Source organism: Curtobacterium sp. SL109, assembly GCF_026672405.1.
GTDB lineage: Bacteria > Actinomycetota > Actinomycetes > Actinomycetales > Microbacteriaceae > Curtobacterium.
Window position 1 is genome coordinate 1,229,299 of record NZ_JAPPRB010000002.1, and the last position, 23,662, is coordinate 1,252,960.

Sequence of the window (23,662 nt, forward strand, 5' to 3'; positions counted from 1 at the left end):
ACTCATTAGTTCAGTGAACGAACTGGTTGGGCCGCAGGGCGCATCACCGGTGTATCGTGCGATGTGTAGGCAACAGGTGTTGCCGAGGATTGGAGCAGGTCATGTCCGAGTTCGAGGGCAAGGTCGCCATCGTCACCGGTGGGGGCAGCGGCATCGGCGAGGCCATCGCGAAGGAGCTCGCTGCGGCGGGCGCGCAGGTCGTCGTCACCGACATCAAGCAGGACACCGCCGAGCGGGTCGTCGGCGCGATCGAGGCGGCCGGTGGGACCGCCGTGGCGTTCACGGCGAACTCGGCCGTCGCCGCCGACAACGAGCGCGCCGTGCAGTTCGCGGTCGACACGTACGGCGGGCTGCACCTCGCCGTGAACAACGCCGGCATCGGCGCCGCCCCGCAGCCCATCGGCGAGTACGACGTCGCCGCGTGGGACCGCGTGCGAGGGGTCGACCTCGACGGCGTCTTCTACGGGCTGCGCTACGAGATCCCGGCGATGCTCGCCTCCGGTGGCGGTGCCATCGTGAACATGTCGTCGGTGCTCGGCTCGGTCGGGCTCGCGCAGAACGCCGCCTACGTGGCGTCGAAGCACGCGCTCGTCGGCCTGACGAAGGTCGCGGCGCTCGAGTACACGGCGCAGGGCATCCGCACGAACGCGGTCGGTCCGGGCTTCATCGACACGCCCCTGGTGCGGTCGTCGCTGTCGGCCGAGCAGCTCGCGGCGCTCGAGGCCGAGCACGCCGCGAAGCGCCTCGGCACCGACGCCGAGGTCGCCGCGCTGGTGCTGTTCCTGCTCAGCGACAAGGCCTCGTTCATCAGCGGGAGCTACCACCTGGTCGACGGCGGGTACTCCGCGCACTGAGGTTGTGCGGGCCGGGGCGCGCGTGGGTCGTTCCGCGCGTGCGCTGCCGCTTCCCGCGGAGCACGTCGAATCGCGCGTCGGAGGTCGGATGTTCTGACCCCCTGCGCGCGATCGCACTCTCCATCGCGGGTGATGTGGGAAGGACCGCGCACCACGGGCGCCGGACTGGAGGCTCGGCGCAGGTTCCCGACGTCGGGAACCTGCGCCGAGCCTCCAGTCCGGCGCTGGGTCTGACTACGCGAGGATCGCGTCGTGCGGGAGCAGGGCGTGCACGCCCCAGGTGCGGTTCGCGACCTGGGTGACGCGCATGCTGACGGCGACGCTGGCCATGGCGAGTGCCTCGGCGCGGGTGATGTCGTGCGTGCCGGCGATCCAGTCGACCATCCGGTCGAGCGCGGTCGCCGTGGCGGCGTTCAGGTCGGCGTCGAAGCCGAACGTGATGCGGCCGGCCGGGGTGTCGGCGTGGATGCCCTCGACCGGTGCGGTGTCCAGGAGCGAGAGCGTCATCGTCGTCGTCATGCCGCACTCGACCGCGGTGCCCGAGACCTCGCCGTCGCCCTGGGCCGCGTGGCCGTCGCCGACGAAGAGCAGCGCCTCGGGGACCGTGACGGGCAGGTACAGCGTCGCGCCGGCCACGAGCTCGCGGCAGTCGATGTTGCCGCCGCCGACCGGGCGCGGCGGGATGGTGGAGTGCTCGCCGGTGGGCTCCGGTGGCAGGCCGACGACCCCGAGGAACGGCGCGGTGCGGACCCCCAGCCCGAGCTGGTTGCGTGCGGTGCCCGCTGCGACGTCGACGTCCCAGAGGAGCGGGCCGCGCGTGGACGGGTCCGCGAGTCCGAGTGCCCGGTTCAGCTCGGTGTCGACGCCACCCGAGCCGGTGTAGCCCCAGTCATCGGGCACGAGGTCGTCGAAGTGGACTGCGAGGACCTGGCCGAGCCGGGCGCCCTCCACCGCGATCGGGCCGACCAGGCAGTGGCCCCGGCGCGGGTCGATCAGCGTCGGGACGTCGACGCCCGGTTCCTGCTGGCGTTCGGTGTAGCCGGCCGCGCTCAGCGTGTGGACCGTGACGGTGTCCCCGGCGGTGGTCGTCAGCACGGGGGAGCGCTCGGCGGTGAAGACGTCGACGGCGGTGGTGGGGGAGGCCTCGAGGCGGTGATGGGTCACGGGGCGATCCTCCCAGGCGGGGGTGTGCTCGCTGCGAGACGGGGGTGTGTACGCGGGACGCCGGTGTGTACGCGAGACACCGGTGTCTTCGGGAGACGCCGGTGTGTACGCGAGACGCCGGTGTCTTCGCGAGACACCGGCGTCGCACGGGTCAGTGGAACTGGGGGATCGTCATCCAGATGCCGTAGAGGACCGCGGCGACGCACACCGCGAAGCAGAGCCCGGCGCCGGCGAGGGCGATCGGCGGCGTCGTCCCGCTCCGAGGCGTCTCGTCGCGGTACTGCGTCCGCTCGCCGCCCGCATCGGCCGGTTGACCGACCCCGAGCAGTCGGAGGCCGAGTGTGTACACCAGGACGACCCCCACGGCCGACACGAACCCGACGCCTGCGACGGTGGCGATGGCGGAGAAGTCGATGGTCATCAGCGTGCCTCTCAGCTCTCGGCAGCCACGGGCTCGCGCTCCGTGGTGCCTTCGTTGACGTCGCTCGCCGAGATCGGCTTGCGACGGGCCAGGGTGTAGAAGGTCAGTCCACCGGCGAGGGCCAGGACCGCGACGATCACGAGCCCGACCGTCGACGTCGAGGCCAGCCAGGTCGCCAGGCCACCGACCACCGCGGCCGACGGGAGCGTGATCACCCAGGCGATGACGATGCGCCCGACGACGCCCCAGTGCACGTCCGCGAGCTTCTTGCCGAGGCCGGAGCCGATGACGGAGCCGCTCGTGACGTGGGTGGTGGAGAGGGCGAAGCCGAGGTGCGAGGACACCAGGATCGTGGCGGCCGAGCTGGTCTCCGCCGCGAATCCCTGGGGGCTCTGCACGTCGGAGATCTTCTTGCCGACGGTCTGCATGATGCGCCAGCCGCCCATGTACGTGCCGAGCGCGATCGCCAGGCCGCAGGCCAGGATCACCCAGATCTCGGGGCCGGTGCCCGCCTGCTGGTAGTTCGCGGCGATGAGGGTCAGCGTGATGACGCCCATGGTCTTCTGCGCGTCGTTCGTGCCGTGCGCGAGCGACACCAGTGAGGCCGAGATCGTCTGCCCGTGCCGGAAGCCGGTCGCGGCGCCGTGGGTCGTCGCGTTCTTCGTGATCGTGTACGCCAGGTAGGTGGCGGCCAGCGCGATCAGCCCGGCGATGACCGGGGACAGCAGCGCGGGCAGCACGACCTTCGAGACGACGGTGGCCCAGTCGACCGAGTTCAGCCCGGCACCGATGATCGAGGCGCCGATGAGCCCGCCGAACAGCGCGTGCGTGGAGGACGACGGCAGGCCGAAGTACCACGTGCCGAGGTTCCAGAGCACGGCGCCGACCAACCCGGCGAAGATCATCGTGGGGGAGATGTGGATGCCGTCCTGGCCCTCGCGGATGATGCCCTGAGAGACGGTCTTCGCCACCTCGGTGGACAGGAACGCGCCCACCAGGTTGAGGACGGCGGAGATGATGACAGCGGTGCGGGGCTTGAGGGCTCCCGTGGCGACCGAGGTGGCCATGGCGTTCGCGGTGTCGTGGAAGCCGTTCGTGAAGTCGAACACGAGAGCCACCACGATCACCAGTACGACGGTGACGAGGACGTCCATGGGCGAGACGCTAGGCCCGGTGCGCCGCGGCCGGGTGAACGGGCGGTGAACAGGTTCGAGCATCTGCGAGGATGCTCACGTGCCCAGGTTCTCAGCTGCTCGCGGCGACTCCTCGTTCGTCGACGCGCACGGCGTCGAGATCGTCTACTCCACCTGGCGTGCCGGCCGACCGAAGGGCATCGTCCAGCTCGCCCACGGCGTCGGGGAGCACTCCCTGCGGTACGAGCCGCTCGCGCAGGACCTCGTCCGATCGGGCTACACCGTCGTCGCGAACGACCACCGCGGACACGGCCGCACCGGCATCCTCCAGTGGGAGGACGACCGCTCGAAGCTCGGACGACTCGGTCCCGGCGGGCTCCGCGCCGCGATCGCCGCCGTCGAGCAGATGAGCACCGTCGCACGCGCTGACAGCCCCGGCCTGCCGCTCGTGCTCCTCGGACACTCCTGGGGGTCACTCATGGCCCAGCGGATCGTGAACACGTCGAGCGAGTCGTACGAGGGCGTCGTCCTCTCGGGCTCCGCGTACCGGATGCCGGGCTCGATGAACGGCGGTGACCTCAACAAGCGGCACGCGGCACTCGGGCCGACCCGGTTCGAGTGGCTGACCCGCGACCGGGCGGTCATCGACGCGATGGGGGTCGACCCGCTCGCGGTCGAGGCCGACGTCATCGGGCTGTTCGGCCTTGCGGACACCCTCCGCCTGCTCGGCGTCCCGCGGCGCGGCATCCCGCACGACCTGCCGATGCTCCTGCAGGTCGGGTCCGACGACCCGCTCGGCGGTCCGGGGTCGGTGCAGCGCCTGGCGCAGGCGTACCGACGGCGCGGACGGCTGTCAGACGTGACCGTCCAGGTGTACGAGGGCGCGCGGCACGAGGTCTACAACGAGACGAACCGGGACGAGGTCATCGGTCACCTGGTCGAGTGGCTCGACCGGGTGGTGGATTGACGACGCCGGTCCGGCCTGTGGCGGCGACCGCAGGATTAGGCTGACGACGTGCATGGTGAGTACAAGGTCCCAGGTGGCAAGCTCGTCGTCGTCGACCTGGAGGTCGTCGGCGACACCATCCAGGAGTTCCGCCTGGCGGGGGACTTCTTCCTCGAACCAGACGATGCGCTCCCCCTGATCGACGCGGCCGTGAACGGCCTGCCCGCGACGACCGACTCGGCCGGTGTCGCTGCCGCCGTCCGCGCGGCGCTGCCCGAGGACGCCGTGCTGCTCGGCTTCACCCCCGAGTCCGTCGGGGTCGCCGTCCGCCGCGCCCTGTCGCGCGCCTCGACCTGGAACGACTACGACTGGCAGGTCGTCCACGAGGGCCCGATCAGCCCGAACGAGCACCTGGCGCTCGATCAGGTCCTGACGGAGGAGGTGGGGGCCGGCCGCCGCGGTCCCACCCTGCGCATCTGGGAGTGGGACCAGCCCGCGGTCGTCATCGGCAGCTTCCAGTCCTTGAAGAACGAGGTCGACCCCGCCGGCGCCGAGAAGTACGGCGTGCAGGTCGTCCGGCGGATCTCCGGCGGCGGCGCGATGTTCATGGACGCGGGCGCGATCATCTCGTACTCGCTCTACGTGCCGACCGCCCTGGTGCAGGGCATGACGTTCGCCGACTCGTACGCGTTCCTGGACGAGTGGGTGATCGAGGCCCTCAAGGCCCTCGGCATCGACGCGTTCTACCAGCCGCTCAACGACATCACCTCGGCCAAGGGCAAGATCGGCGGGGCTGCACAGAAGCGCCTCGGGACGGGCGCCCTGCTCCACCACGCCACCATGAGCTACGACATGGACGGCGAGAAGATGGTCGAGGTCCTGCGCATCGGCCGCGAGAAGATGAGCGACAAGGGGACCACCTCGGCCGCGAAGCGCGTCGACCCGCTGCGGTCGCAGACGGGGCTGTCGCGGGCGGCCATCATCGACTCGCTCATCGCCACGTTCACGCAGCGGTACAGCGCGACGCCCGGCGAGGTCACGGACGAGGAGCGCGCCAAGGCGCGGGAGCTCGTGGAGACGAAGTTCGCCACGTCGGAGTGGCTCGAGCGCGTTCCCTGAGCCACGGGCACGACGTCAGCCCGATCGGAGGATGTCGGATCGCGAACATCCTCCGCGCGGCTGATCCGGTGAGGCATCCGGTCACGTAGCGTCACTGCCGTGAACTGGATGATCCTCCTGGGGGCGATGGCCGCAGCGGTCCTCGTGACGTGGATCGCCGATCGCCTGGGGTGGATCGACCTGTCGAACAAGGCCACCAACAGCGGGGGATCCGGCGGCATCGCATCGATGATGGACGAGGTCTTCGCGCCGACCCGTCACGAGACGCAGGCCGAGTACGAACGGCAGTCGCGCCTCCCGAAGGAGGCCCCGACGCCTGCCGGAGACGACCACGACCTGCTCAGCGGCACCGTGCTCATCCGCGTGCCCGCGGTGCGCCCGGCCGGACGGCACGTCGGCAGCACCGGGACGCACGACCGCTCGTACTGAGCGAGGGAGCGCGGGAGCGCGGGCGGGTGCGCTCGCGCGCCGAGGGAGCAGACGATGTCGCGTCGCTGTTGCCGAGGCGACGGTTGCTGCTCCCTCGACGGGACGCGGCGCCCGTCAGCGTGTGGTGAGCTCCTGGTAGTCCGGGTGGCGCTCGATCCACGCCGCGACGTAGCTGCACTGCGGCACGACGCGGAGTGAGGAGCCCGAGCGCACGTCGTCCAGCGCGTGCTGCACGAGGATCGACGCATGGCCGCCGCCGCGGTGCGCGGGCTCGACCTCGGTGTGCACGAAGCGGATCTCGTCGGCGTCGACCTCGTACGCGGCGAAGCCGATGACCTCGCCGTCCTCGACGAGGGAGTACTGCTGCTGGTCGGTGTCGTTGCGGACGTCAAGAGCCATGCGCGCGAGGCTACGCGGCGATCCCGGACGCCCGGTGGAGGCGGTCGAGACGGGCGAGGGCGGACGCGGAACGACGAAGCCGCTGTCGTCTGACAGCGGCTTCGTCGTTCTGGGTCGTGCTCCGGTGCGGCTACTCGGCCGAGTGACGGCCGTGGTGGTCGCTCTCGTCCGGACGGGAGGCCGTGCCCGGCTGGGCAGCATCGGTCCCGCTGACCGGGCGGTCGGCGTCCGACCCGGCGGCGTGCGCCGCGTGCTGGGTCCGGATGGCGCCCGTCGTGGTGGCGGGCTCGTCGACCGGCGCAGCGGCCGAGTGGGCGCCGTGCGTGGGTGCGTCGGGCAGGGGCGCCCGGGTGTCGCTCGGTCGGGGCAGCACCGAGACGCCGCCGCCGTCGACGGAGCGGGCGGACCGCGGCTGCGCGGGGACGTCCGGCGAGGTCGGGACCACGTGCATCGACCCGGTGTCCGGCGACACGAGTGCCCCCGAGCCTGCGGCGGCCTGCTGGGCGTCGACGGTCAGGCGGTCGTCGTCGCCGTCACCGTTCCGGCCACCACCGGAAGCTGCGGCACGGGCGGTGTCCGCCTGCTCCTGCAGCGCCGAGGTCTTGCGCAGCGGCGGCACGCGGAAGAACCACGTCAGGACGAAGGCGATGAGGACCACGCCGAGCCCGACGAGGTACACCGTCACCGTCGAGTTGCTGAAGCCGACCAGGAACGGACGGGTCAGGCGCTTGTCGGCACCGTTGAGGAACGAGGTGTCGCTCGTCGCGGAGCTCGAGGACGAGTTCGCGGCGGAGTCGCCGTTCTTCAGCTGCTTGATGAGGGTCGGGGTGACCTCGTCGACGACGTTCCCCCGCTGGGCGGCGTTCGCGTAGTCGATCTGCAGGGTGCCACCGTCGCCGACCTCGGCGTTCGCGCGGCTGGCTGCGGTCTGCAGTGCCTGGCGCTCGGCAGCCGGCGTCGCAGCGGCGACCTGCTCCGAGATGACGGACTGCGCTGCCGCCGCCGGGACGGTGCCCGCGGCGACCTGCTGCTGCACGGCGGCGGTGACCTGCTTCGTCACGGCGTCGTCGGCGGCCTGCTTGGCCTGGACGGCGCCCTTGTCGAGGCCGTCCTGCACGTTCTGCTTGACCGGGTCGACGATCTTGGTCCAGATGTTGTCCATCACGCCCTTGTTCTCACGGGCGTTCGCGACGGACGGGGTCAGGGCGGCGTTCAGCGCACTCGACAGGTCGGCCTTGTTCTGCATGGCCGTCGTGATGTTCGTCGGCATGAGCGTGAACAGCACCGAGAGCAGCACGGCCGTGCCCATCGTGCCGCCGATCTGGCGGAAGAACGTCGCGGAACTGGTCGCGACGCCGATGTCCCGCGGGCTGACCGACCCCTGCGCGGCGAGGGTCAGCGTCTGCATGAGCTGGCCGAGGCCGAGCCCGATGAGGAACATGCCCGTCATCAGGAACACGAGGGAGCTGTCCGCGGTGAGGAAGGTCAGCACGGTGAAGCCGACGGCCGTGAACGCGGTGCCGGTGACCGGGAAGATGCGGTACTTGCCCGTGCGGGAGACGATCTGGCCGGACGCGATCGAGGAGATCATCAGACCGATGACCATCGGGAGCATCGCGAAGCCGGACTCGGTCGGGGTCACGCCCTTCACGATCTGCAGGTACAGCGGGATGGTCAGCATCGCGCCGAACATGCCGAACCCGACGAGCACGGACAGGATCGCGGCCATCGAGAAGACGTGCGACCCGAAGAGCTTCAGCGGCAGGATCGCGTCGTCGCCCATCGCGCGCTCGACGATGATGAACCCGATCAGCCCCAGCGCACCGATCGCGTAGCAGGCGATGGCACCGGGGGAGGCCCAGCCCCACTCGCGGCCCTGCTCGGCGATGAGGAGCAGCGGCACGAGGGTGGTGATGACGAGCGTGGCGCCCCACCAGTCGATGCGCGGCTTGCCACGGTCACCGAACTTCGGCAGGTGCAGGAACGTCAGGACCATGAACAGCGCGATGACGCCGACCGGCACGTTGATCAGGAAGACCCAGCGCCAGCCGGACACGAAGAGGATCTGGTTGGCGCCTGCGAACAGGCCGCCGACCAACGGACCGATGACGCTCGAGATGCCGAACACGGCGAGGAAGTAGCCCTGGTACTTCGCACGCTCGCGGGGGGCGAGCATGTCGCCCATGATCGCGAGGGGGAGCGACATCAGACCACCGGCTCCGAGGCCCTGCAGCGCGCGGAACCCGGCGAGCATGAGCATCGAGCTGGAGAACGACGCCAGGAAGGAGCCGAGGATGAAGATGCCGATCGCGGTGAGGAACAGCGGGCGTCGTCCGAAGATGTCGGAGAGCTTGCCGTAGATCGGCGTCGTGATCGTGGAGGCGATCAGGTAGGCCGTGGTCACCCAGGCCTGCTGGTCGAGCCCGTGCAGGTCGTCGCCGATGGTGCGGATCGCCGTGCCGACGATCGTCTGGTCGAGCGCACCGAGGAACATGCCGGCCATGAGGCCGTAGATCACGAGCAGGATCTGTCGGTGGTTCATCACGACGTTGGACGCCGTGGTGGTTCCCGCGGGGGCGGTCGCCGTCTGGGTCATGTGCAGGGTCTCCCGGTACCGAGGCGCTGTGGTCAGAAAATTGCGCTGTCTGCAAAGTTACATCTGCCGCAACCAGTCAGTCGTCCAGGAGCGGCTTCCTGAGTGGATCGGCAGGGATCCACACGGGAGCGGCACAGCGATGTCCGTCGTCGGACCACCCCCGATCGCCCGAGGCTACGCCCGCGGTGTCGCTACGGTGGTCGGGTGACGACGACGCACCTCGACGACGAGATCCTGTCCACGCTCCGCACCGCCGCCGACCGCGTCCGCGCCGCGGTCGGCACCGACGTCGGGGACCGCGTGGAGCGGGCGCTCGCACGGACGCTGCGGGAGACCATCTCCCTCGACGACGACGGGGCCTTCGTGATCACGGGGGACATCCCCGCGATGTGGCTGCGCGACTCCACGACGCAGATGACGCCGTACCTGCGACTGGTCGGGGAGAGCCCGGCGCTCGCCGACCTGCTGTGGTCCGTCGTGCGGCGGCAGTTCCGGCTGGTCGACCACGACCCGTACGCCAACTCCTTCAACCGGGAGCCGAACGGGATGCACTGGGACGAGGACGACCTGAATGCCGACCCGCTCGTGTGGGAGCAGAAGTACGAGGTCGACAGCCTGGCCTACCCGGTGACCTTCGCGCATGCGCTGTGGCGCAGCACCGGCACGACCGACGTCCTCGACGAGCGCGCCCACCGGGTGTTCCGCACGATCGTGGCGCAGTGGCGGGCGGAGCAGGACCACGACGCATCCGCCTACCGGTTCGTCCGCGCGGGAGCGATCCCCACTGAGACCCTGGCCCGCGACGGCCGAGGCACCCCGGTCGGTCCGACCGGCATGACGTGGTGCGGCTTCCGACCGTCGGACGACGCCTGCACGTACGGCTACAACGTCCCGGCGAACCTGTTCGCTTCCCAGGCGCTCCTGGCCGTCGCCGAGCTGGCTCGGGCGGTCTGGTCCGACGGGGCACTCGCCGACGCGGCCGACGTGCTCCGGACGGAGATCACGGCAGGGGTCGCGCGCCACGGGGTCGTCCCGGGGCCGGACGGCAGGGACGTCTACGCGTACGAGGTCGACGGGCTCGGCGGGGTGCTGCTGATGGACGACGCGAACACGCCGTCGCTGCTGTCGTTGCCCCTGTCGGCGCCGTCGGTCATCGACGACACCGTGTGGGCGGCGACCAGGTCGTTCGTGCTCTCGGCGGCGAACCCGTTCTGGTTCTCGGGGTCCGTGGCCGCGGGCATCGGGAGCCCACACACGCTGCCGCATCGGGTGTGGCCGATCGCGCTCGCGGTGGAGGGGCTGGTGTCGGGGTCGGCATCGCGGCGTCGCGAGCTCCTCGACGTGCTCGTCGCGACGGACGCGGGCACCGGGGACATGCACGAGTCGTTCGACGTCGACGACCCGACACAGTTCTCGCGGCCGTGGTTCTCGTGGGCGGACGCGATGTTCTGCGAACTGGCGATGGTGGCGGCGGAGGACTGACCCTCCGCCGCCGACCGGGGACCGCTAGGCGCCGAGGGCGGCGTCCACGATCTCCTTGGCCTCGCGCTGGACCTGCTCGAGGTGCTCCTGCGACACGAAGCTCTCGGCGTAGATCTTGTAGACGTCCTCGGTGCCGGACGGGCGGGCGGCGAACCACGCCTTGTCCGTGACGACCTTGACGCCGCCGACGGCCGCGTCGTTGCCGGGGGCCTTCGACAGCTTCGCGGTGATCGGGTCGCCGGCCAGGGTCTCGGCGGTGATGGCGTCGCCGTCGAGCTTCGACAGGCGGGCCTTCTGCTCCTTCGAGGCCGCGGCGTCCACACGCTGGTAGACCGGGGCGCCGAAGCGCTCGGTGAGCTCGGTGTAGAGCTGCGACGGGGTCTTGCCGGTGACCGCGACGATCTCCGACGCCAGGAGCGCCAGGATGATGCCGTCCTTGTCGGTGGTCCACGCGGTGCCGTCGGTGCGGAGGAACGAGGCGCCGGCCGACTCCTCGCCGCCGAAGGCCACGGAGCCGTCGATCAGACCGGGCACGAACCACTTGAAGCCGACCGGGACCTCCCACAGACGGCGGCCCAGGGACTCGGCGACGCGGTCGATGATGCTCGAGGACACGAGGGTCTTGCCGATGGCGGCGTCGTCGCGCCACTGGGGACGGTGCGCGTAGAGGTACTCGATCGCCACGGCGAGGTAGTGGTTCGGGTTCATCAGGCCGCCGTCCGGCGTGACGATGCCGTGGCGGTCGGAGTCGGCGTCGTTGCCGGTGAGCACGTCGAACTCGTCCTTGTGCGCGAGCACGGAGGCCATCGCAGAGGGGCTCGACGGGTCCATCCGGATCTTGCCGTCCCAGTCGAGCGTCATGAAGGACCAGGTCGGGTCGACGTCCGGGTTCACGACGGTCAGGTCGAGGCCGTAGTGGTCGCGGATCGCGTTCCAGTACGGCAGCGACGCCCCACCGAGCGGGTCGGCGCCGATCTTGACGCCGGCGCGCTTGATGGCGTCGATGTCGATGATGTTCTCGAGGTCGGCCACGTAGGTGTGCAGGAAGTCGTAGCGGTCGGGCGTCGCGTGCTCGCTCCGCTGCACGTCGGCGTTGCCGCCCTCGATGATCGCGTTCGCGCGGTTCGCGATCCACGAGGTGGCGTCGCTGTCCGCGGGGCCGCCGTGCGGGGGATTGTACTTGAAGCCGCCGTCGCGGGGCGGGTTGTGGCTCGGCGTGATGACGATGCCGTCCGCCGTGTCGGTGTTGCCCGCGCGGTTGTAGCGGATGATCGCGTGGCTCAGCGCGGGGGTCGGCACGTAGCCGTTGTCGCTGTCGGCGAGCACGTGCACGTCGTTCGCGGCGAGGACCTCGAGCGCCGTGCGCTCGGCGGGCCCGGAGAGGGCGTGGGTGTCACGGCCGATGAAGAGCGGGCCGTCGGTGCCCTGGGAGCGCCGGTACTCCACGATCGCCTGCGTGATGGCGGCGATGTGGGTGTCGTTGAACGCGGTGTCGAGCGAGGAGCCGCGATGCCCGGACGTGCCGAACACCACCTTCTGCTCGGGCACGGACACGTCCGGGACACGGTTGTAGTAAGCGGAGACGAGTTCGTCGAGGTCGACGAGGTCGTCTGCGGTCGCGGGGGTGCCGGCGCGGTCGTTCATGCGCCCATCCTGGCATCGTCCGCGTGGACACGCTCAGGGACGGGCCTCAGGCGGTGCGGAACGACCCGGTCGCGGTGCGGAACGAACCGGTGACGGTCCGGTTCGCGGCGGTGGCGGTGCCCGGGCGGACGGACTGCACGTCGACGAAGCGTCCGAGACGCCCGGTGACCGGGACGCCCGTGTAGGTGCCGACGGTGTCGGTCGAGCGCGAGCCCGTGAAGGTGCCGCGCTCGTCGCGCTGCTCGGTGCCGGACACGAAGGCTCCGCCGAACGGGGAGGTGTGCTGCGTCATGGGGACTCCTCGGGGTGGTGCGACGCGCGAGGAGCCACCGGTGCGACGACTCCGACGTCGTCGACTGGAACCACCACCGTAGCGCGTTGTCTTGCACTGTGCAAAACAACGCGCCGCGAGGGTGATCAGGCCACGAGCTCGCAGAAGCTCCGGCCGGCAGCGGTCCAGCTCGACCGGGCGACGAGCCCGACGTCGGCCGCGTGCCGGCGCACGGCGTCGAGGCCGACCTCGGCCCAGGGGAACTCGGCGCTGGCGTGGCCGTCGGTGTCGACGACGCGCGCCAGGTAGGTCCGGTCGGCGGTGCGGTCGGTGTGCGTCTCGACGACCACGCGGCCGCCGACGCGGACGATGTCCCGACAGCGTGCGAGCAGGGCGACGGGGTCCCCGCCGATGCCGATGTTGCCGTCGAGGACGAGCGCGGTGTCCCAGCGCCCCTCGTCCGGCACGGTGTCGAAGACCGAGCCCTGGACGGCGCGGCCGCCGGAGCGGGTCGCGATCGCCACGGCCTCGGCGGACACGTCGACGCCGAGCGCCGGGATCCCGAGCGCCATCGCGGCGACGAGCATCCGCCCGGGGCCGCAGCCGATGTCGATCACGGGGCCGTCGACGTCCTCGAGCAGGGAGCGGTCGACCCGGTCCGCCGCGGCGTTCCAGCGGCCGACGTCCATGGTGACGTCGGCGTCCGGGCGGCCGAGGTCGGTGAGTCGCAGGCGGCCGTCGGTGCGGAGCGCGCGGGCGTAGGGCTCGTCGCCGCCGGTGCCGAAGGTGACCGCGGTCTGGGTGGTGTCGCTCATCGGAGGGCTCCAGTCGTGACGGAGGCGTCCACCGGTTCGGCGTGCAGGGCCGTGGCGAACGCGGACGTGGGGGCGAGGTCGGCGACGCGCTGGGCGTCCGGGACCGTGTCCACGTCGAGCAGGGTGGTGAGGGTGCCGACGTCGAGACCGGCGTCGGTGAGGCGTGCGAGCTGGACGGCACCGGTGTCGTCCTGGGACATCGGCACGCCACGGAGGAGTGCGCCGTCGGGCCGTCCGAGGGACAGGGACCAGAAGCCGCCGTCCTCCGCCGGGCCGAACCAGGCGTCGCGGTCAGGGGCGTCGAGGACCGGGGCGAGGTCGGCGGCGGAGAGCTGCGGGGTGTCCATGCCGACGAGGAGGGTCGGACCGGTCATCGTGTCGAAGAGGAACCCGAGGCGCTCGTCGAGCCCACCGCCGGGCTGGGGGAGCACGTCGAAGCCCGCGGCCGCGTCGGGCACCACGGTGCCGTCGAAGAACAGCACGCGCCGCTCGACGGGCAGGGCGCTGACGGTCCTGAGTGTGTCGTCGAGGCTGGCGGCGGCGACCCGCGCAGCGGCCTCGGGGGAGAGCGCCGGGGTCAGGCGGGTCTTGACCTTGCCGGGCAGGCACTCCTTCGCGATGACGACGACGGTCAGCGGGACCGGTGTCGTGCTGTCGGCGGTCATGAGCGGACCTCCGCTGCCGGCGTGCGGTCGGTGCTGGGGGCCGTGGAGCCGACCGTCTGCCGGAGACGAGCCGGCGTGACGGAGGTGGTCCGGGCCTCCCGGCGGTACTTCCGGAGCAGACGCGTCATGTCCTTCACCGCGTTGACGGTGCCGCGGAGGGTGCCGGTGACCTTGCTGTCGCCGACGCGCTGGGCGTAGCCGATGTCGGACTCGTCGACGAGCCAGCCCGCGGCGTGCGCGGCCAGGACCATCTCGAGCGGGTAGCCGCTGCGGCGGTCCTGCAGGTCGAGGGCGACGAGGTCCTCACGGCGCATGACGCGCATCGGGCCGAGGTCGCGGAGGCGGTAGCCGGTCGCGCGGCGCATGAGCACGGCGAGGACGCGGTTGGCGAAGCGGGCGTGCGGGGCCCAGGCGCCACGGGTGGTCGGGACGCGGCGGCCGAGGGCCAGGTCGACGCGTCCGGAGGCGACGCGGTCGACGAGCGGCGGGAGTTCGGCGGGGTCCATGGAGGCGTCGGCGTCGCAGAAGGCGACGAAGTCGGCGGTGGCGGCAGCGACCCCGGCGGCACAGGCCGAGCCGAAGCCGCGGCGGGACTCGGTGACGACCGTTGCGCCTAGCGCACGAGCGATGTCAGCGGAACCATCGGTCGACCCGTTGTCGACGACGATCGCACGATATCCCTCGGGCAGGCGGCCGATGACCGACGGCAGGGCGTCGGCCTCGTCGAGACAGGGGAGGATGACGTCGACCTTCATGCCCACCATTCGGTGCGAGGAGCTGTTTCGGTTGGTCGACGTTGCCATGCACACCAGGCAACCCGATCGTGGCTGCGAATGCCCGGTCCACCCCACCCCGTCTCCGGGGGACGCGCAAAGCGGCCGGGGCCGTGCGTGCCCCTCGTGGAGGCGCTGCGGCGGTGGGCGACGAGTGGTCGCGACGCCCCGCTCAGGTTCGTCGAGCGGTCGCGAACCGTCGGTTGGTCGCCCGGCAACCGACGTTTCGTGACCGGTCGGCCGTCGGCACACGGGGTGTCCTGACCAGTCGGCAGCGCCGGACCGTGACCAGTCGGCAGCGCCGGACCCTGACCACTCGGCAGCGCCGGACCCTGACCACTCGGCAGCGCCGGACCGTGACCGGTCGGTACCGACGATCGACGTCGACCGCCCGGTCAGCCCACCGCTGCCCGGAGCGGCGCGTCCGCAAAGTCCCGCATCCCGCGCTCGAAGTCGACCTCTGCGCGCCACCCGAGCTCGTCCGCGATGCGCGCCGACGACGCCGTGACGTGCCGCACGTCGCCGAGCCGGTACTCCCCGGTCACGACGGGCTCGAACCCCGCGGTCCCGGCGATCGCCGCGGCCATGTCGCCGATCGTGTGCACCGTGCCCGACCCGACGTTGTACGCCCGGAAGGAGTCGGCAGGCATGGTCTCGGTCGCGCCGATGGAGGCCAGGTTCGCCCCGGCGACGTCGTCCACGTGCACGAAGTCGCGGCGCTGGGCGCCGTCCTCGAAGACCCGGGGTGCCTCGCCGCGGGCGATCGCGCTGCGGAACAGCGAGGCGACCCCCGCGTAGGGCGTGTTCGCCGGCATGCCCGGTCCGTAGACGTTGTGGTAGCGGAGCGCGATCGCCCGGCCGCCGGTCGCCCGCGCCCACGAGGAGGCCAGGTGCTCCTGCGCGACCTTCGTCTGCGCGTAGACGTTCCGCGGGTCGAGCGCGGCGGACTCGTCGATCAGCCCGGGGACGAGCGGCTGCCCGTCCGGACCGATCGGGTCGAAGCGCCCGGCGTCGAGGTCCTCGCGGCGGCGGGCTGGCGGTCGCATCGGTGAACCGGTCGAGGTGGCGTAAGCACCCTCGCCGTAGACGACCATCGAGCTCGCGACGACCAGTCGGAGGATGTGGAGCCGGTCCATCCCTGCCAGGACGCAGGCGGTGCCGGCGTCGTTGCTCGAGACGTAGTCGGGGGCGTCCTGGAAGTCGACGCCGAGCCCGACCTTCGCGGCCTGGTGGCAGACGACGTCGATCCCGTCGAGCGCGGCGTCGAGCGCCACCCGGTCGCGCACGTCGCCCTGGATGAACTCGACGCCGCGCGCCTGGTGGTCGGCCGCGACCGCAGCGACACCACCGTCGACCCCCCCGTGCACGTCGGTGCGGAGGGAGTCGAGCACGCGCACCTCGTGGCCGTCGGCGAGGGCACGACGGACGATCGCGGAACCGATGAAGCCCGCACCGCCCGTGACCAGCAGGCGGCTCACGCGCTGACCGCCATGATGCTCGCGCTGGCCGCCGCGGGGACGAGCTCGCGCGGTGCGTAGTCGTCGGGGACCGCGGCGACGATCGACCCGATGGCACGGACGATGACCTCGTTCGCACGGGCGAGCCGCTCCATCACCATCGCGTGCGAGACCGGGGCCTCCGACGCGGCTGCGGCCTCGTCCTCCGTCGGCGCCAACCCGGCGTCGGCGTCGGTGACGAACGACAGGTTCACGGTCCCGATGCCGAGCTCCGCCGCGAGCGGCACCTCGGGCGTCATCGTCATGTTGATCGTGTGGCCGCCGGCCTCGCGCAGCCAGACCGACTCCGCGCGGGTGGAGAAGCGGGGGCCCTGGATGACCACGCACGTGCCGGTCGGGCGGAACGGGACGTCGAGGCCCGCGACCGCGTCGACCGCTGCCCGGCGGAGCACCGGGTCGAAGGGGTCGGCGAAGGAGAGGTGCTGCACGGCATCCTCGAAGAACGTGTCCGATCGGCCCCAGGTGCGGTCGATGAGCTGATCGGTCACGACGAACGTGCCGGGTGCGTAGTCGGGGTGCAGGCCGCCGACGGCGCTCGACGACACGATCGCTCGGACGCCGAGGGAGCGGAGCGCCCACAGGTTCGCGCGGTGGTTGATGCGGTGCGGCGCGACCGAGTGCTCCCGCCCGTGCCGCGTCAGGAAGGCGACGCGCTTCCCCGCCATCGTGCCGACCGTGATCGGGGACGAGGTCGCCCCGAACGGCGTCGGGACGTCGATCTCGTCTGCGGTGCCCGGTGCGAAGAGCTCGTAGAGGCCGGAGCCTCCGATCACACCGATGTTCGCGGTCACGTCGTTCTCCACAGGTCCTCCGGATCGTCAGGGGTGCGCCGAGCGCGCTGGTTACGCTACTGACAGGCAGCCCGCTTGGGCTGCATCGAGTCCTTCGGAGGCAGCCGTGCGAACGATCGGTCAGCACCAGCGCGAGCTGGAAGCCCTCGTCGCACCCGCACTGCACACGCTGGCAGACGTGGTCGGGAACGACAGCCTGGAGGCCCTGCTCGTCGACGACCTCGCTGCCGACACCGGCGCGGGACACGGGTACCGCGTGGTCGGACGGGCCGTCGGCTCGCCGATGCCGCTCCCACCGTTCGACAACAGCCAGATGGACGGCTTCGCGGTCCGCGCCGCCGACGCCGGCTCGACGCTGCGCGTCGTGGAGCCGATCCCGGCCGGCGTCGTCCCGGCGCCGCTCGATCCCGACACCGCGGCCCCGATCATGACCGGTGCGCGCATCCCCGACGGCGCGGACGCCGTGTTCCCGGTCGAGGCCACCGGGCCCGGCGCGTTCCCCGCGGCGCTGTCCCTGACCACCGTGGACGTGCCCGCTGATCTGGCTCCGGGGACCTTCGTGCGCACCACCGGGTCCGACCTGGCACTCGGGGCACCGGTCGTCGCGGCAGGGGCGGCGTTGACACCGGCCGTGCTCGGGGCGCTCGCCGCTGCTGGCGTCGCGCGGGTCGAGCTGGTCCGACGGCCACGGGTGCTCGTCGTGTCGACCGGCTCGGAGTTGTCCGGACTCTCAGATGCTGGTGGCGCCGGTGACGCTGCTGACACCGGTGCCGCCATCAACGACGCCAACGGCATCGCACTGCGGGCGGCGCTCGCCGAGGTCGGGGCCGAGTCCCGGATCGCGCGCGTGCCCGACGACGAACCGCGCTTCCTCGCCGCACTCGACGCCGCCGTGGGGGATTGGGCCGACCTCGTGCTCACGACCGGCGGGATCAGTGCCGGGGCGTACGAGGTCGTCCGCCAGGCGCTCGAGCCCCGCGGGCTCGCCGTGACCCCGGTCGCGATGCAACCGGGCGGTCCGCAGGCATCCGGCACCGTGTCGATCGCCGGGCGGCCCGTGCCGGTCGTCTCCTTCCCGGGCAACCCGGTGTCGGCGCTCGTCTCGTTCGAGGTCTTCCTCCGCCCGCTGCTCGCCCGTGCCGCCCGGATGCCCGAGTCACGCGCGACGCAGGTGCTGCCGGCGGCGGAAGCCGCCGTGTCGCCGGAGGGCAAGCACCAGGTCCGGCGCGGCCGCGTCCAGGACGGCGCCGTGCACTTCGTCGGCGGTCCGTCCTCGCACCTCCTCGCCCACTACGCCGACGCCACCCACCTGGTGCACGTGCCCGTCGGCACCGCGGCCGTGGAACCCGGCGACCACCTGACCGTCTGGAGCCTCCGATGACCGACGACACCACCGCCTCCAGGGCGGCGTCCGATGACCTGTCCCACGTCCGTGCGGACGGCAGCGCCCACATGGTCGACGTCTCCGCGAAGGACGTCACCGACCGCTCGGCCACGGCCACCGCGACGCTCGTCACCCGTCCGGACGTCGTCGAGCGCATCCTCGACGGCTCGTTGCCCAAGGGCGAGGTCATCGGCACCGCCCGCATCGCGGCGATCATGGCGGTCAAGAAGACCTCCGACCTGATCCCGCTCTGTCACCCGCTGCCGATCGCCGGCGTCCAGGTCGACATCACCGGAGCCGGCGACCGCGTGGTCGTCGAGGTCTCCGTCCGCACCACCTCGCGCACCGGCGTCGAGATGGAAGCCCTGACGGGCGCGAGCGTCGGCGCCCTCACGGTGTACGACATGGTCAAGGCGGTCGACCGCACCGCCACGATCACGGACGTCCGCGTGCTCGAGAAGCACGGCGGCCGGTCCGGGGACTGGAGCGCACGATGAACCTCCTCAGCAGAGGCCGAGCCGCGGTCGTCGTCGTGTCCACCCAGGCAGCGGCCGACCCTGCGCTCGACCGCACGGGCCCCGTCATCGCGGCCTGGCTCCGCGACCACGACTTCGCGGTCCCCGAGCCGGTCATCGTCGCCGACGGCGGTCCGGTCGCCGAGACCGTCACGAGCGAGCTCCTCGCGGAGGCCCGCGTGGTCATCACCACCGGCGGCACCGGCGTCACGCCCACCGACCGCACGCCCGAGGCCGTGGCACCGCTGCTCGACCTGCAGCTCCCCGGGATCGTCGAGGAGATCCGGCGCCGGGGCCTCGCCGGCGCTGGGCCCACCGCACTGCTGAGTCGCGGGGTCGCCGGCATCGCGGGCGGCGCGTTCGTCATCACGCTGCCCGGGTCCCGCGGTGGGGTGTCCGACGGGCTCGACGTCCTCGACGGACTCCTCGACCACCTGCTCGCCCAGCTGCACGGCGAGGGCCATGCGCCCCGGAGCGCGTCGTGACCGCGGCCGATGGTGCTGCCGACCGGGTGGTCGTCGCTGACGTCGTCGACCGGGTGATCTCCGTGGACGAGGTCGCCGCGGTCGTCGCCACCGACCAGGACGGTGCCGTCGTGACCTTCGCTGGCGTGGTGCGTGACCACGACGGCGGCAAGGGCGTCGCCGCACTCGACTACGAACAGCACCCGAGCGCCGGCAGCGTCATCGCCGAGGTCGCCCGGACGATCGCCGCCGACCACCCCGGGGTGCGCGTCGCGGTCCTGCACCGCGTGGGGGCGCTCGTCGTCGGGGACGTCGCACTCGCCGCGGCCGTGTCGTCATCACACCGGGCGGACGCCTTCACCGCGTGCGCCGCGCTCATCGACGTGGTGAAGGAGCGCACCCCGATCTGGAAGCACCAGCGGTTCGCCGACGGTTCCGACGAGTGGGTCGCGTCCCTGTGACCGTCGATCACGGAGCGACCGCCGAACACGGGGTCCCCGGCGCACAGACGAACACCGACGCCGTGGAAGCCGCGACCGCGCGCTGGGCTGCGGCGGCGGGCCTCGCGGACCAGGTCCTGGCGCTCCCGCTCGGCCGGGATCGACTCCGAGCAGCAAGCGCCGTGGTCCTGGCCACGACGGCCGTGCTCGGGCTGGTCGGGGTGACGCTCGCCCTGCCGGTTCCCGCTGCCACTCGGATGCTGATGGCCGTCGTCTTCCTGCTCCTCGCCGTGGTGGTCGGCGCCGTTCGGCTGGCCCGTGTCCTGGCCCTTCGACGGAGCCACCGTGCTGCCCCCGTCGATGCCGACGTCGTCGTGGCGCCGCTCACACCACGTGAGCGGCAGGCCGTCCACCGAGCGGCATGGGCGGCCTGTGGCCGGTCTGGGCCGGGGTGACGGTCCTGTGGTTCGTGATGCTGCTGGTGGCATGGCGGGATATCCGGCTCGCCGAGCGCTACCTCCGCCGCCGGGGCCTGCGTTCCTGAGAACTCCGCAGGGCTCGCCGCGGGGGACCGCACCCCGCGAAGGGGAGCGTGGCGTCGTTCACCGCTGATCCATAGGATTCGACGTCATGAGCGTGCTGTTGTCCGGGGTCACCATCGTGCTGTTGGTGTTCGCACTGATCGACATCCTCACGAAGACGGACGACCAGATCCGCGGGCTGCCGAAGATCGCGTGGGTCATCCTCGTCGTGCTGGTGCCCGTCGTCGGCAGCGTCGTGTGGTTCGCGATCGGACACGACTGGGCTCCCGGTCCCCGCAACCACGGCCGGTACATCGAGCCGAACCGCCACGAGGACCGACACCCCACCCTCGGGCACGCACGAGCAGCGCACGGCGACCGCCGCGTGACGACGACCGAGCAGGAGCTCGCCGAACTCGACCGCGAGATCGAGTTCTGGGAGGCCAAGGCCCGGCTCAAGCGCGCGAAGGAAGCTGCGGGCGAGGGCGACACCGCCTCGTCGCTCTGACCTGCCCATGACCACCGAGACCACCTACGCCACCGACGTCGTCAGCGACGAGCAGTGGGACGCGATCGACCGCCGCCTCGACGGCAACCTCACCGAGGACGGTGAGCCCCGACTGCCAGATCGTGGTCGAGTCCGTCTCTTGCTCTGGGCTACCGTCGCCCTCGTGATCCTGGGCCTCGCCGCCGGATGGGTGACCGCGACGGTCTTGCCGGGCGACGTCGATCGGTCCGCGACCACCTCGGTGTCGACCGTTCGAGGGGTCATCGGCATCGCTGCATTCGTCGTCGCGGTGGTGGTCTGGGCGGTCGGCGTCGTCGTGCTCATCCGGCGCGGTGGCATCCGTTGGTCGTGGCGGGAGCCGACCCAGGAGCTGCCTCGAGCGCAACGACGGGCGATCAACGACGTGGTCCGTGGCCGCGCGCAGGAGGACCCGGCCCGCAGGTCGAGCCTCCGTCGTCTCGCCGTGACGCGCATCAGCCAGACCGGATGGACGCTCTTTCTCATCAGCGGACTGCTGCCCTTCTCGATCGGGCAGGTGGCCGTGGGCTGGGGGGAGTGGACCGGGGCCGTCCATCTCGGCCTCGCGGTCCTCTGGGTGGTCGGAGTGGCCTCAGCCGTCCGTCAGCGTCGCCGTCTGCGCGCCTTCCTCGCAGCGCACCCGCGAGACGGAGGCGAGCCGGCGTCGGGGAGCTGAGCCGAGCCTCCCGGCTGGCCGACGGGACCACGCGCGGATCGCACGGTTCGCGCTGCTCCAGCCGGTGCGAGCTTGGTCGCCCCGTGCGGCGGCACGACCTCGCACGGTGTTGACGACCTCGCACCAGCCGCAGCCCCGCGCACCAGCCGGAGCCCGCCGGCGTCCGCGCCGACCCCGCCCCCGCACCACCTACCCTTGACGGGTGGCACATCTCCTCGGCGCCGAGAACCTGCATCTCGAGTTCCCCACCCGTACCGTCTTCGACAGCGTCACCATCGGCATCGACGAGGGTGACCGCATCGGCGTGGTCGGCCGGAACGGCGACGGCAAGTCGACGCTCCTGAGCCTGCTGTCGAAGCGCCTCGACCCGGACACCGGCCGTGTGACGCACCGCCGTGGGGTGACCGTGGGCTCGCTCGACCAGCGCGACGAGCTTCCCTCGGGCGAGACCGTCGGCAGCGTGGTCGTCGGCGACCGCGCGGAGCACGAGTGGGCGGGCGACCCGAAGATCCGCGACGTGATCGGCGGACTCGTGTCGGACATCCCGTGGGACGTGACGGTCGACGACCTGTCGGGTGGACAGCGTCGGCGGGTGGCGCTCGCCCGGCTGCTGGTCGGCGACTGGGACGTGCTGTTCCTCGACGAACCGACCAACCACCTGGACGTCGAGGGCATCCAGTGGCTCGCGGAGCACATCAACCGGCGTTGGCCGGCGAACCAGGGCGGCCTCGTCGTCGTCACGCACGACCGGTGGTTCCTCGACGCGGTGTCGACCGACACGTGGGAGGTCCACGACGGCATCGTCGAGCCCTTCGAGGGTGGCTACGCGGCCTACATCCTGCAGCGCGTCGAGCGTGACCGGCAGGCGGCCACGAGCGAGCAGCGTCGACAGAACCTGGCGCGCAAGGAGCTCGCATGGCTCCGTCGCGGTGCGCCGGCCCGCACGAGCAAGCCGAAGTTCCGCATCGACGCGGCGAACGCCCTGATCGACGACGTCCCGCCGATCCGCGACGGCGTCGCGCTGGCGAAGACCGCGACGGCTCGACTCGGCAAGGACGTCGTGGACCTGCTCGACGTCGGCCTGACCTTCCCGGGCGCCGACGAGCCGACCATCCGCAGCATCGAGTGGCGCATCGCCCCTGGTGAGCGGACCGGGATCCTGGGGCCGAACGGTGCGGGCAAGTCGACGCTCCTCGCGCTCATCGCGGGGCGCCTCCAGCCGACCGCGGGCCGGGTGAAGACCGGCAAGACCGTGCAGGTCGCGGTGCTCGACCAGCAGCTCGCGGACCTGGCGCAGTTCGCGAACGACCGCGTCCGCGAGGTCGTCGCCCGCAAGAAGACCAGCTACGTCGCCGATGGCAAGGAGATGACGCCGTCGCAGCTCCTGGAGCGCCTGGGCTTCACGGCCGAGCAGCTCTCCACCCCGGTCAAGGACCTGTCCGGTGGGCAGAAGCGCCGCCTGCAGCTCATGCTCATCCTCCTCGACGAGCCGAACCTGCTCATCCTCGACGAGCCGACGAACGACCTCGACACGGACATGCTCGCCGCGATGGAGGACCTGCTCGACACCTGGCCCGGCACCCTGCTCGTCGTCTCGCACGACCGGTACCTGCTCGAGCGGGTCACCGACCAGCAGTACGCCGTCCTCGGCGGTCACCTCCGGCACCTGCCGGGCGGGGTCGACGAGTACATGCGGCTGCGCGCGGCCGGCACCGGTGGTGGGACCGCGTCTGCGGCTGCCGCCGCCACGGCCGGGAGGCCCGACACGGCCGGGTCGGGGTCCGGCGCCGCCGCCTCGGGGTCGGGTGCAGGGCACGGGGCCGGGTCCGGCGGATCCGCTGCGGCTTCGTCCGGGTTGTCGGGGTCGGAGCGACGCACGGTGGAGAAGGAGATGTCGGCGCTCGACCGCAGGATCGCCCGGTTGGGGGTTGACCGGCAGACCATGCTCGACCTGTTCGCGGCGCACGACCAGTCGGACTACGCCGGGCTGGGGGAGCTGCAGGCGAAGCTCGGCGCGCTCGAGGCCGAGATCGAGCAGCTCGAGGAACGCTGGCTCGAGATCGCGGAGCAGCTCGGGGTGTAGCGGGTCCTGCTCGTGCGTCGTCGGGCGGTCGTGC

General features: G+C 71.8%; 25 protein-coding genes. 13 read left to right on the plus strand and 12 right to left on the minus strand.

Features of this window, described 5'->3' with window-relative positions:
* Window positions 1-101 precede the first annotated feature (101 nt).
* Window positions 102-854, plus strand: a complete 753-nt coding sequence (locus tag OVA28_RS07355) for an SDR family NAD(P)-dependent oxidoreductase (protein WP_268096401.1) — start codon at window positions 102-104, stop codon at window positions 852-854.
* Between the two features lie 234 nt (window positions 855-1,088).
* On the opposite strand, the gene OVA28_RS07360 is transcribed toward OVA28_RS07355, so the two are convergent.
* From OVA28_RS07360 to OVA28_RS07370, 3 genes are all read right to left on the minus strand, one after another.
* Window positions 1,089-2,018, minus strand: coding sequence for an acetamidase/formamidase family protein (locus OVA28_RS07360; protein WP_268096402.1), 930 nt, complete (start codon window positions 2,016-2,018; stop codon window positions 1,089-1,091).
* Window positions 2,019-2,169: 151 nt separating this feature from the next.
* Window positions 2,170-2,439, minus strand: a complete 270-nt coding sequence (locus OVA28_RS07365) for a hypothetical protein (protein WP_194661390.1) — start codon at window positions 2,437-2,439, stop codon at window positions 2,170-2,172.
* A gap of 11 nt (window positions 2,440-2,450) precedes the next feature.
* Window positions 2,451-3,593 (minus strand): inorganic phosphate transporter, encoded by a 1,143-nt coding sequence (locus OVA28_RS07370; RefSeq protein WP_194661389.1) that lies wholly within the window; start codon window positions 3,591-3,593, stop codon window positions 2,451-2,453.
* A 79-nt stretch (window positions 3,594-3,672) separates the two neighbouring features.
* On the opposite strand from OVA28_RS07370, the gene OVA28_RS07375 reads away from it, so the two are divergent.
* The 3 genes from OVA28_RS07375 (at window position 3,673) to OVA28_RS07385 (ending at window position 6,066) form a co-directional block, all read left to right on the plus strand.
* On the plus strand, window positions 3,673-4,539 hold the full coding sequence (locus OVA28_RS07375) for an alpha/beta hydrolase (RefSeq protein ID WP_268096403.1): 867 nt from the start codon (window positions 3,673-3,675) through the stop codon (window positions 4,537-4,539).
* Window positions 4,540-4,587: 48 nt separating this feature from the next.
* Entirely contained in the window at window positions 4,588-5,637 is a 1,050-nt protein-coding gene (locus OVA28_RS07380; RefSeq protein ID WP_268096405.1) for a lipoate--protein ligase family protein, read from the plus strand.
* Between the two features lie 99 nt (window positions 5,638-5,736).
* Window positions 5,737-6,066, plus strand: coding sequence for a hypothetical protein (locus tag OVA28_RS07385; RefSeq protein ID WP_268096406.1), 330 nt, complete (start codon window positions 5,737-5,739; stop codon window positions 6,064-6,066).
* A gap of 114 nt (window positions 6,067-6,180) precedes the next feature.
* On the opposite strand, the gene OVA28_RS07390 is transcribed toward OVA28_RS07385, so the two are convergent.
* The gene (locus tag OVA28_RS07390; protein ID WP_268096408.1) at window positions 6,181-6,465 is read right to left on the minus strand and encodes a GNAT family N-acetyltransferase; all 285 of its coding nucleotides are present in this window, start codon (window positions 6,463-6,465) and stop codon (window positions 6,181-6,183) included.
* Window positions 6,466-6,595: 130 nt separating this feature from the next.
* Window positions 6,596-9,061, minus strand: a complete 2,466-nt coding sequence (locus tag OVA28_RS07395) for a DHA2 family efflux MFS transporter permease subunit (protein ID WP_268096409.1) — start codon at window positions 9,059-9,061, stop codon at window positions 6,596-6,598.
* Window positions 9,062-9,265: 204 nt separating this feature from the next.
* On the opposite strand from OVA28_RS07395, the gene OVA28_RS07400 reads away from it, so the two are divergent.
* Window positions 9,266-10,543 carry a glycoside hydrolase family 125 protein gene (locus tag OVA28_RS07400; protein ID WP_268096410.1) on the plus strand — a complete coding sequence of 426 codons (1,278 nt, stop codon included), beginning with the start codon at window positions 9,266-9,268 and terminating at the stop codon, window positions 10,541-10,543.
* A gap of 24 nt (window positions 10,544-10,567) precedes the next feature.
* On the opposite strand, the gene pgm is transcribed toward OVA28_RS07400, so the two are convergent.
* The 7 genes from pgm to OVA28_RS07435 form a co-directional block, all read right to left on the minus strand.
* Window positions 10,568-12,187, minus strand: a complete 1,620-nt coding sequence (pgm, locus tag OVA28_RS07405; protein WP_268096413.1) for a phosphoglucomutase (alpha-D-glucose-1,6-bisphosphate-dependent) — start codon at window positions 12,185-12,187, stop codon at window positions 10,568-10,570.
* 46 nt (window positions 12,188-12,233) lie between these two features.
* Window positions 12,234-12,479 (minus strand): hypothetical protein, encoded by a 246-nt coding sequence (locus OVA28_RS07410; RefSeq protein WP_194661382.1) that lies wholly within the window; start codon window positions 12,477-12,479, stop codon window positions 12,234-12,236.
* Window positions 12,480-12,604: 125 nt separating this feature from the next.
* Complete coding sequence (locus OVA28_RS07415; RefSeq protein WP_268096415.1) at window positions 12,605-13,273, minus strand: class I SAM-dependent methyltransferase; 669 nt, start codon at window positions 13,271-13,273, stop codon at window positions 12,605-12,607.
* Entirely contained in the window at window positions 13,270-13,938 is a 669-nt protein-coding gene (locus tag OVA28_RS07420) for a TIGR04282 family arsenosugar biosynthesis glycosyltransferase (RefSeq protein WP_268096416.1), read from the minus strand. Before OVA28_RS07420 ends, OVA28_RS07415 begins: the two co-directional genes overlap by 4 nt.
* Window positions 13,935-14,693, minus strand: a complete 759-nt coding sequence (locus tag OVA28_RS07425; protein ID WP_326493745.1) for a glycosyltransferase family 2 protein — start codon at window positions 14,691-14,693, stop codon at window positions 13,935-13,937. The genes OVA28_RS07420 and OVA28_RS07425 overlap by 4 nt, the downstream gene beginning before the upstream one ends.
* A gap of 413 nt (window positions 14,694-15,106) precedes the next feature.
* Window positions 15,107-16,189 (minus strand): NAD-dependent epimerase/dehydratase family protein, encoded by a 1,083-nt coding sequence (locus OVA28_RS07430; RefSeq protein ID WP_268096418.1) that lies wholly within the window; start codon window positions 16,187-16,189, stop codon window positions 15,107-15,109.
* Window positions 16,186-17,019 carry an MTAP family purine nucleoside phosphorylase gene (locus tag OVA28_RS07435; RefSeq protein ID WP_268096420.1) on the minus strand — a complete coding sequence of 278 codons (834 nt, stop codon included), beginning with the start codon at window positions 17,017-17,019 and terminating at the stop codon, window positions 16,186-16,188. Before OVA28_RS07435 ends, OVA28_RS07430 begins: the two co-directional genes overlap by 4 nt.
* A 106-nt stretch (window positions 17,020-17,125) precedes the next feature.
* Between OVA28_RS07435 and OVA28_RS07440 the strand changes: the two genes are divergently transcribed.
* From OVA28_RS07440 to OVA28_RS07475, 8 genes are all read left to right on the plus strand, one after another.
* Window positions 17,126-18,400 carry a molybdopterin molybdotransferase MoeA gene (locus tag OVA28_RS07440; RefSeq protein WP_268096421.1) on the plus strand — a complete coding sequence of 425 codons (1,275 nt, stop codon included), beginning with the start codon at window positions 17,126-17,128 and terminating at the stop codon, window positions 18,398-18,400.
* A complete protein-coding gene (moaC, locus tag OVA28_RS07445) occupies window positions 18,397-18,900 on the plus strand; it encodes a cyclic pyranopterin monophosphate synthase MoaC (RefSeq protein WP_194661376.1) in 504 nt (167 codons plus the stop codon). The genes OVA28_RS07440 and moaC overlap by 4 nt, the downstream gene beginning before the upstream one ends.
* Window positions 18,897-19,403: a MogA/MoaB family molybdenum cofactor biosynthesis protein gene (locus OVA28_RS07450; RefSeq protein ID WP_268096422.1), complete on the plus strand. Its 507-nt coding sequence runs from the start codon at window positions 18,897-18,899 to the stop codon at window positions 19,401-19,403. The genes moaC and OVA28_RS07450 overlap by 4 nt, the downstream gene beginning before the upstream one ends.
* Complete coding sequence (locus OVA28_RS07455) at window positions 19,400-19,843, plus strand: molybdenum cofactor biosynthesis protein MoaE (RefSeq protein ID WP_268096423.1); 444 nt, start codon at window positions 19,400-19,402, stop codon at window positions 19,841-19,843. Before OVA28_RS07450 ends, OVA28_RS07455 begins: the two co-directional genes overlap by 4 nt.
* A complete protein-coding gene (locus OVA28_RS07460; protein WP_268096424.1) occupies window positions 19,840-20,277 on the plus strand; it encodes a hypothetical protein in 438 nt (145 codons plus the stop codon). Before OVA28_RS07455 ends, OVA28_RS07460 begins: the two co-directional genes overlap by 4 nt.
* 175 nt (window positions 20,278-20,452) lie before the next feature.
* Window positions 20,453-20,851, plus strand: a complete 399-nt coding sequence (locus OVA28_RS07465) for a PLDc N-terminal domain-containing protein (protein ID WP_194661372.1) — start codon at window positions 20,453-20,455, stop codon at window positions 20,849-20,851.
* Between the two features lie 7 nt (window positions 20,852-20,858).
* The gene (locus tag OVA28_RS07470) at window positions 20,859-21,545 is read left to right on the plus strand and encodes a hypothetical protein (protein WP_268096426.1); all 687 of its coding nucleotides are present in this window, start codon (window positions 20,859-20,861) and stop codon (window positions 21,543-21,545) included.
* A gap of 202 nt (window positions 21,546-21,747) precedes the next feature.
* Window positions 21,748-23,628, plus strand: a complete 1,881-nt coding sequence (locus OVA28_RS07475; protein ID WP_268096427.1) for an ABC-F family ATP-binding cassette domain-containing protein — start codon at window positions 21,748-21,750, stop codon at window positions 23,626-23,628.
* Window positions 23,629-23,662 lie beyond the last annotated feature (34 nt).